We start from the raw sequence: 7,528 nt of genomic DNA, 5'->3' as shown, positions 1-7,528 counted from the left end.
GACAAAGAGGACCTTGTGATGGAACTTCATCGCGCTCCTCGGCCTGGCCGGTTGCGTTCGCGGGCCCGAAACCGCCCGTTTCCCGTGACGGCGCGCGGTGTTGCCGCGCATGCACGGACAATGCGCCGCTTGCCCTCCGCTGCCCGAAACATTAAGCAAACCATAACGGCGAACGGATCAGGCTTTGTATCTACCCAGTAATATTGCGTAATCATTGACAATACGTTCGTGATCGAAGCAGAGGGGGCTGGGCCACTGTCCCACGGGAAAGACGTCGACTTCCTTGGCGTCGTCGCCTGCGGCCAGTTCGTCCGGGTCGAGGGCCTGGGCGATGTAGACCACGCTCATGGTATGCTGCCGGGGATCGCGGGCGGGATCGGAATATACGCCCAAGAGTCCGGTCAGTTCCACGGTGAGCCCGGTCTCCTCCTTGGCTTCCCGGATGGCGGCCTTCTCGGCGGATTCGCCGTAATCGACGAAGCCTCCGGGCAAGGCCCAACCGAAAGGTTCGTTGAGGCGTTTGACGAAGACCACGCCGCGCCCCGGGATGTGGATCAGCGCATCGACCGTGGGCACGGGATTGCGGTAGTGGACCACGGGCTGACCGCAATGGGGACAGGGTTTGGTAAGGGCCATGGGTCTTCGGCTCCGGGACGAGCCCAAGACAGCCTCCCGCCGGGCCGCCCGCCGGTCGGGCGCGCGGGGAAAGATGTCTCAAGCGTTTATAAAAATAAGTTTTTTCTTATCCGAGAGACTACGCGAAATGCGGCCCCCTGACAAGATCGTTTTGGAACATGCCGGCGCACTTGGAGATTTTCTTCTGGCTTGGCCTTTTTTTCTGTCCGTGGCCCGCCATTTCCAGGGCCTTTCCGTCTATTGGGCCGCCCCGCCCTCCCATGGCCGCTGGCTCACGCCCCTGGCCGCCCCCTGCCCGCCGGCGCTGCGCCGCGCCCTGGACGCCCGTTTCGCCGGGGAGGCCTGGCCCAGGGACCTGGAAGGGGCGCTGGTCTTCCGGCCGGGCCTGGCCTCGCGCCCGGCCCTGCCCGACTGGGAAGGCTTCCGCTTCGTCCGGGGCGTCGTGCCGGGCCGCGACGTCGCCCCGCTGGGGCTTTACCGCGAGGCCCTGCGCGCCTGGGGCATCGCCTTCGCGCAAGACCACCGTGAGGCCTTCCAGGGCTGCTTCGGCGGCCATGCGCCGCAAGGCGCCACGGTGCTGCTTTTCCCCGGAGCCGGCCACATGGACAAGGCCTGGCCCCTGTCCAATCTGGAACATCTGGCGGAATTGCTGCGGGAGCATGGCCTGCGCCCGGTTTTCGTGATCGGCCCGGTGGAGCGGGACCGCGGCGTGCTGCCGTCCGGGGGCGAAATCCTGGAGCCCGGGGACCTCGGGGAACTGTCGCGCGCCCTTCGCGCCTGCCGCTTCGCGGTCGGCCCGGACTGCGGTCCCATGCACCTGGCCGCCATGCACGGCGTGCCCGGCCTGGCCCTTTTCGGCCCCACCTCCCCGCGCCAATGGGGGCCGGCCGGCCTGGAGATCGTCACCGCCGGCCTGGACTGCGCACCCTGCGTCTCGGTCACCTCCGGCGAGTTCGCCCCGGGCTGCCAGAGGCCCCTGCCCTGCCTGGCGGGCATCACGCCGGAAAAGGCGCTTTCACGCCTGCGGCAGGCAGGGCTCGTACCCGGCCGCCCGTAGCGCCGCCAGCGCCGTCGCGCCCTGGCGGAAAATCCGCAGCCGCCGCCCGCCGAGAAGCCCGGCCACGGTCGACGCCAGACCGCCACCGGGAGCCGGCCCCTCGGCCACGACCCCGTCCGAGGCCGCCGCCACCGCCGGATCGAGGGCCGCGACGTCCGCCGCCGGAGGGTTGCCGCTCACGTTGGCGCTGGTGGCCACCACCGCCCCGCCGGCCAGCCGGCACAGGGCCGCCGCCACCGGATGCGGCGTATAGCGCACCGAAACGAACCCCCGTCCATCCTTGACCAGCCCCGGCAGCGCCTCCCGGCACGGCACGACCAGCGACAGCGGCCCGGGCCAAAAAAGCGCGGCCAGCTCCCGGAAATCCCCGCCTAGAGGGCCGTCCAGAAACCCCACCGCCACCACGCCCGAAAGCTGGTCCAGCCCGCCCACGAGCAGCGGCAACGGCTTGGTCGCCGGCCTGGCCTTGACGGCCACGACGCGCGCCAGCGCCGCCGCCTCGGTCGCCAGCGCGCCCAGGGCGAAAAACGTTTCGGTCGGATAGACCACGCAGCCGCCGGCGCGAAGCGCCGCCGCCGCCGCGGGCACAGCGATGTGATTCATGGGTGAAAAACGCCTCCGGCGGCCAGAAGGGACACATCCCTCCTGGACCTCCCGTATGGGAAATACAGCCGCCGCATGCGGCTATTGGACTTTTGGCCGGGGTTTCCGTAGTGCGGAAGGCAGCCTATCACCAGAACAACCAAGGGAAAAGGATTGCCATGCCGTCCGTGACCGGTTTTCCGACAACCCCTTCCATCCCCGCCCCCTCGCAAGGCTTCCTGGCCGCCGTCTGCGACGCCCTGCCCATCTGGGCCCTCACCGGCGAACAGAAGGAGCTGCGCCTGTCGCTTTGCCGCATCCTGCTCGGGCAGGACAACGTCGACTGCCAGGCCGCCGCCCGGGGGATCCTGGTCCTGGCCTTCCAGGAGAACCCCTTCGACGCGGCAAGCCTGGCCCTGCTGGGCGAAACCCAGGCCGCCCGCCCCTTCCTCGCCCCGCGGGCGACGGCCGCGACGCGCCTGGTGTCAAGCGCCCTCGACGCCGCCCCGAACGACATTCCCTTCGACCAGATCCTGGCCGGCGGCGACACGGAACTCGTCGTGCGCTACCTGGAAGTGGCCGCCAAGGACAAGGTCCACGCCCTGGGCCGGCTCGCCCCGGCCTTCGGGAGCCTGTGCCGGCTGCCGGACGCGGACGTCGCCGCCGCCCTCCTGGCTGGCTTCGCCGGCAGCCTGCCGCCGCCCCTTTACGACCGGCTGGCCGCCGAACTGGCCGTGCTGCGCCTTTCCCCGGAAACGGCCCTCGAGCGCCTCTCCGGCCTCGACCCCGACGCCTGGGGTCTCTACGCCGCCGTCGCCGCCTCCCATTGCCTGGAGCGCCTGGGCCGTCGCGAGGAGGCGCTCGAAGCCTGCCTGGCCGCCTGGCGCACCCTGCCCCAGCACGTCAACCTGACGCTTCGGGCCTTCGCCCTGGCCGCCTCCCGGGCCGCCGCGCCTTCGCCCCAGGCCGGCGAGGCGGCCGTGTGCCTCTATTCCATGAACAAGGCCGAGCTCTTCCGGGACTGCCTGACGCACCTGGCCGCAACCGACCTCGGCGGCGCGATCGTGGTCGCCCTGGACAACGGATCGAGCGACCACACGGCCGACGTCCTCGGCGACGTGGCCCGGCTCTTTCCCGAGGGCCGCTTCCTGTCCGTGCGCCTTCCGGTCAACATCGGCGCGCCCGGGGCGCGCAACTGGCTGCTGGCCCAGCCCGAGGTCGCCGCCTGCCGCAACGTGGCCTTTCTCGACGACGACGCCTTCCCCCCGGCCGACTGGCTGGCCCGGCTCCTGGAAACGGGCCGCCGCCACCCCGAAGCCGGGGCCGTGGGCTGCGCCATCGTGGACAGGGACGCGCCCCACGACCACCAGTCCGCCGACTTCAACCTCTTCCCGCCGGACGCCGGCGAACAGAGCCTGCCCGAAACCAACGAGCGCCTGTTCGTGTGCGAACCCTGCCGGGGCGCGCCGGACCTCGGCCTCTACGCCTACTCCCGCTCCTGCCTGTCCGTCTCGGGCTGCTGCCACCTGCTGCCGCGCGCTTCCCTCGAGACCGTGGGCGGCTTCGACATCCGCTTCAACCCCACCCAGTTCGACGACCTCGACCGCGACATCCGCGCCTTCCTGGCCGGCCGACCGGCCGTGTACGACGGGACCGTACGCGTGGCCCACAAACAGGGCTCGAGCCTGGCCATGGCCCAAAGCATGGCCCAGGTCGCCCACATCATGGGCAACAAGATCAAGCTCGAATACAAGGTTTCCGACGCCGACGCGGACAAGCTCTGGCGCGGCGACCTGGATATGCTGCGCCGCGATCTGCTGGACAAGGAGGCGGAAGTACGGCGGCTGGCGCAGGGCTGAGGCGGGCCGGGCGAAAACGGCAGGATCGAACCGGTTCAGGCGGCCGGGGCGGCCCGCCCCGGCCGCGTTCCTATCGGCGCTCCCCGACGCGCCTGGCCAGGAGCACGCCGGAACCGATGGGCACCACCACGCCGTCGAGCCTGGGATCGGCCAGAATGCGCTCCACCACGCCCGGGATCTCGTGGGCGTGGCTGATGACGTTGTCCGCCGTCAGGATACCGCCGGGAACCAGCCGGTCGACGAGGAGTTGAGCGCAGGGCAACAATACGTCGCGGTTGGCGTCGACGAAGGCGAAGGCCACGTCGTCGAAGCCGGCGAGAATCTCCAGGGCGTCGCCGCGCGCCAGGCGCACCACGTCGCCGGTTCCGGTCAGGCGCAGGGTTTCCTCGGCCAGGGCCATCTTGTCCGGGTCCCGGTCGATGGTCACGAGCACATCGCCCCTGGCCCGGCAGGCCAGGGACAGCCACAGGGCGGAATAGCCGGCGCTGGTGCCCACCTCGACGCAGTTGCCCGCCGGAGCCCCAGCGGCCAGGATGGCCAGGAACCGGCCGGTCTCGGGCGAGACCTGGCGCAGCCGTTTGGCGTGGGGCGTGCCGTCGCTGCGGTCGGCGCTGTCGATGTCTTCCAGGGCCCGCATGCGCGCGGCCATGGCCTCGGTGACGGCTTCGAACACGATGCGGCCTCCTTTTATTGAAAGACGAACTCCTGGAAATAGATGTTCTTCACCTTTCCGGGGCCGGCGTACTTGCCGAAAAGCTCGATGAGCTCGCGGCGAAGGGCCATCTTGCCGGCGCTTGTCAGCAGGTCCTCGGCCAGCTTGGTGGAGAGCCGCAGCACCAGCTCCTCCCGGGCGTCGGGCAGGGTGATGCGCTCGGCCGCCGCGTTGTCCTCGCACTCCACGAGCATGGTCAGCTTGAGGAAGCGGAAGCCCTTGTTGCTCAGGATGTTGACCGTGACGGGGCCGATGACGATGGCTCCGTTCTCGGGTTTGTTCGCCTCCTTCTTCTCGCCCTTCTTCTCGCTTTTCTTGGAGTCCCCGCCGTGCCCGCCTTCCGAGGAGGCGTGCAGCATCCCCGCCTCGGGCATGGACAGCGCAAAAGCCAGGAGCATCAGCCCGATCTTCACCCAATTGGTCGGCAGCATCGCGTCATGTTCCTCCGTATGCCGGGGCGGACCTCAGCTTCGGGCCTTGGCCTGCCGCCGACGGGCGTGCAGGATGGGCTCGGTATAGCCGCTCGGCTGTTCACGGCCCTTGAAGATGAGGTCGCAGGCGGCGGCGAAGGCGACACTCGAGCCGAAATCGGCCGCCATGGGCCGGTAGGCCGGGTCCAGGGCGTTTTGCCGGTCCACCACTGCGGCCATGCGGGCCAGGACATCGCGCACCTGCCCTTCGTCGCAAAGCCCGTGGCGCAGCCAATTGGCAATGTGCTGGCTGGATATGCGCAGCGTCGCCCGGTCCTCCATGAGGCCGACGTCGGTGAGGTCCGGCACCTTGGAGTAGCCGATGCCCTGGTCCACCCAGCGCGACACGTAGCCGAGGATGCTCTGGGCGTTGGTTTCGAGTTCCCGCACGACCTCCTCGGCCGTGGGGCGGGCGTCGCCGAGCAGCGGCAGCCTGAGCAGGACCTCACGGTCGGCGCTGGCGCGGCCGGCGATCTCGCGCTGGCGGTCGAAGACGTCCACGGCGTGGTAGTGCATGGCGTGCAGCGTGGCGGCCGTGGGCGACGGCACCCAGGCGCAGTTGGCCCCGGAGCGCGGATGCTCGATCTTGGCCGCGACCATCTCGGCCATCCTGTCCGGCTTGGCCCACATGCCCTTGCCGATCTGGGCCCGGCCGGAAAAGCCGCAGGCCAGGCCCACGTCCACGTTGCCGTCCTCGTAGGCCGCCATCCAGGGCTCGGCGCGCATGGCGCTCTTGCCGACCACCGGCCCGGCCTCCATGACGGTGTGGATCTCGTCGCCGGTGCGGTCCAGAAAGCCCGTGTTGATGAAGACGATGCGCGCCCTGGCCGCGCGCACGCACTCCTTGAGGTTGAGCGAGGTGCGCCGTTCCTCGTCCATCACGCCTATTTTAAGCGTGTTGCGCGCCATGCCGAGCGCGTCCTCGACCCGGTCGAAGAGTTCGCAGGCGAAGGCGACCTCCTCGGGGCCGTGCATCTTGGGCTTGACGATGTAGACCGCGCCGGACCGGCTGTTGTGAAGCCTTCCCAGGCCATTAAGGTCATGCAGGCCGGCCGCGGCCGTGGCCATGGCGTCGAGCATGCCTTCGGGAATCTCCTCGCCCCTGGCGTCGAGGACGGCGTCGGTGGTCATCAGGTGGCCGACGTTTCGCACGAAAAGGAGGCTGCGGCCGGGCAGGAGCAATTCGCCGCCCTCAGGCGCGGCGTAGAGCCGGTCCGGAGCCAGGCCGCGGGCCACGGTCCTCCCGCCCTTCTCGAAGCTGGCCGTCAGCTCGCCCCGAAAAAGCCCGAGCAGGTTGCGGTAGGCGAGCGCCTTGTCCGGTCCGTCCACCACGGCCACGGAATCCTCGCAGTCGAGGATGGTGGTCACGGCCGCCTCCAGGACCACGTCCTTGAGGCCCGAGGGGCTGGCCGCGCCTACGGGATGGGAGCGGTCGAAGAAGAGTTCGATGTGCAGGCCGTTGTTGCGAAAAAGCACGCTTGCCGGCGAGGCGGGATCGCCCGTGTAGCCGGCGAAGCGCTCGAGCCTGGCCAACCCCGCGACCTGGCCGTTGGCGAAAGAAACGGCAAGCGCGCCATCCACGACCGCATAGGCGGTCACGTCGGTGTGGCGGCCGTAGGCCAACGGCGCGGCCATGTCCAGGAAGCTCGAGGCGTAGGCCACCACGGCAGCGCCGCGTGCCGGGTTGTAGCCCGGCCCCTTGGCAGCGTCGCCGGTCTCGGGGATCACGTCCGTGCCGTAGAGCGCGTCGTAGAGGCTGCCCCACCGCGCGTTGGCGGCGTTTATGGCGTAGCGGGCATTGGTGATGGGCACCACGAGCTGGGGTCCGGGGATGGAGGCGATCTCGGGGTCCACTCCCCCGGTTTCTATGGCGAAATCCGGCCCTTCGGGCAGGAGGTAGCCGATGCCGGCCAGGAAGCATTTGTAGGCCTCGGCGTCGTGGGCCTTTCCGGCGCGTTCCTTGTGCCAGACGTCGATGGCGGCCTGCATGGCGTCGCGCCTGGCGAGCAGTTCCCGGTTTTTCGGGCCCAGCTCGGCCACGATGGCGGCCAGGGAGGCGAAGAAGGCTTCGGGGGCGATGCCGGTGGCGGGGAGGATTTCTCCGGCCACGACGTCGTAGAGGGTTTTCTCGACGGACAGGCCGGCGACGGCGATGCGGTCTGACATGGCGGCGCTCCTTGTGGTGCGGCGATGCGGTGCGCCCGGAGGGGCG

General features: G+C 69.8%; 7 protein-coding genes. 2 read left to right on the top strand and 5 right to left on the bottom strand.

The window, feature by feature from the left end; genetic code table 11:
* Nucleotides 1–177: 177 nt before the first annotated feature.
* Entirely contained in the window at nucleotides 178–636 is a 459-nt protein-coding gene (locus Q1K70_RS04080; RefSeq protein ID WP_300156117.1) for an NUDIX hydrolase, read from the bottom strand.
* Nucleotides 637–844: 208 nt separating this feature from the next.
* On the opposite strand from Q1K70_RS04080, the gene Q1K70_RS04075 reads away from it, so the two are divergent.
* The gene (locus Q1K70_RS04075) at nucleotides 845–1,693 is read left to right on the top strand and encodes a glycosyltransferase family 9 protein (protein ID WP_300156114.1); all 849 of its coding nucleotides are present in this window, start codon (nucleotides 845–847) and stop codon (nucleotides 1,691–1,693) included.
* On the opposite strand, the gene Q1K70_RS04070 is transcribed toward Q1K70_RS04075, so the two are convergent.
* Nucleotides 1,652–2,296, bottom strand: a complete 645-nt coding sequence (locus Q1K70_RS04070) for a Sua5/YciO/YrdC/YwlC family protein (protein WP_300156111.1) — start codon at nucleotides 2,294–2,296, stop codon at nucleotides 1,652–1,654. The genes Q1K70_RS04075 and Q1K70_RS04070 overlap by 42 nt on opposite strands.
* A 158-nt stretch (nucleotides 2,297–2,454) precedes the next feature.
* Between Q1K70_RS04070 and Q1K70_RS04065 the strand changes: the two genes are divergently transcribed.
* A complete protein-coding gene (locus tag Q1K70_RS04065; protein WP_300156109.1) occupies nucleotides 2,455–4,134 on the top strand; it encodes a glycosyltransferase in 1,680 nt (559 codons plus the stop codon).
* A gap of 70 nt (nucleotides 4,135–4,204) precedes the next feature.
* Here the strand turns inward: Q1K70_RS04065 and Q1K70_RS04060 are convergent, their stop codons facing one another.
* The 3 genes from Q1K70_RS04060 to Q1K70_RS04050 are packed head-to-tail and all read right to left on the bottom strand — an operon-like array spanning nucleotide 4,205 to nucleotide 7,482.
* On the bottom strand, nucleotides 4,205–4,807 hold the full coding sequence (locus Q1K70_RS04060; protein ID WP_300156106.1) for a class I SAM-dependent methyltransferase: 603 nt from the start codon (nucleotides 4,805–4,807) through the stop codon (nucleotides 4,205–4,207).
* A 14-nt stretch (nucleotides 4,808–4,821) separates the two neighbouring features.
* Complete coding sequence (locus Q1K70_RS04055) at nucleotides 4,822–5,277, bottom strand: flagellar basal body-associated FliL family protein (protein WP_300156101.1); 456 nt, start codon at nucleotides 5,275–5,277, stop codon at nucleotides 4,822–4,824.
* 33 nt (nucleotides 5,278–5,310) lie between these two features.
* Complete coding sequence (locus Q1K70_RS04050; RefSeq protein WP_300156098.1) at nucleotides 5,311–7,482, bottom strand: malate synthase G; 2,172 nt, start codon at nucleotides 7,480–7,482, stop codon at nucleotides 5,311–5,313.
* Nucleotides 7,483–7,528 lie beyond the last annotated feature (46 nt).

Origin of the sequence: Solidesulfovibrio sp., from assembly GCF_029978005.1 — a bacterium.
Lineage (GTDB): Bacteria > Desulfobacterota > Desulfovibrionia > Desulfovibrionales > Desulfovibrionaceae > Solidesulfovibrio.
This window is presented reverse-complemented; position numbering and strand designations above follow the sequence as displayed.

Bases quoted from the DNA above. Each gene is read 5' to 3' on its own strand.
- Q1K70_RS04070 (WP_300156111.1), bottom strand. From the start codon at position 2,296: ATGAATCACATCGCTGTGCCCGCGGCGGCGGCGGCGCTTCGCGCCGGC.
- Q1K70_RS04080 (WP_300156117.1), bottom strand. From the start codon at position 636: ATGGCCCTTACCAAACCCTGTCCCCATTGCGGTCAGCCCGTGGTCCAC.
- Q1K70_RS04050 (WP_300156098.1), bottom strand. From the start codon at position 7,482: ATGTCAGACCGCATCGCCGTCGCCGGCCTGTCCGTCGAGAAAACCCTC.
- Q1K70_RS04065 (WP_300156109.1), top strand. From the start codon at position 2,455: ATGCCGTCCGTGACCGGTTTTCCGACAACCCCTTCCATCCCCGCCCCC.
- Q1K70_RS04055 (WP_300156101.1), bottom strand. From the start codon at position 5,277: ATGCTGCCGACCAATTGGGTGAAGATCGGGCTGATGCTCCTGGCTTTT.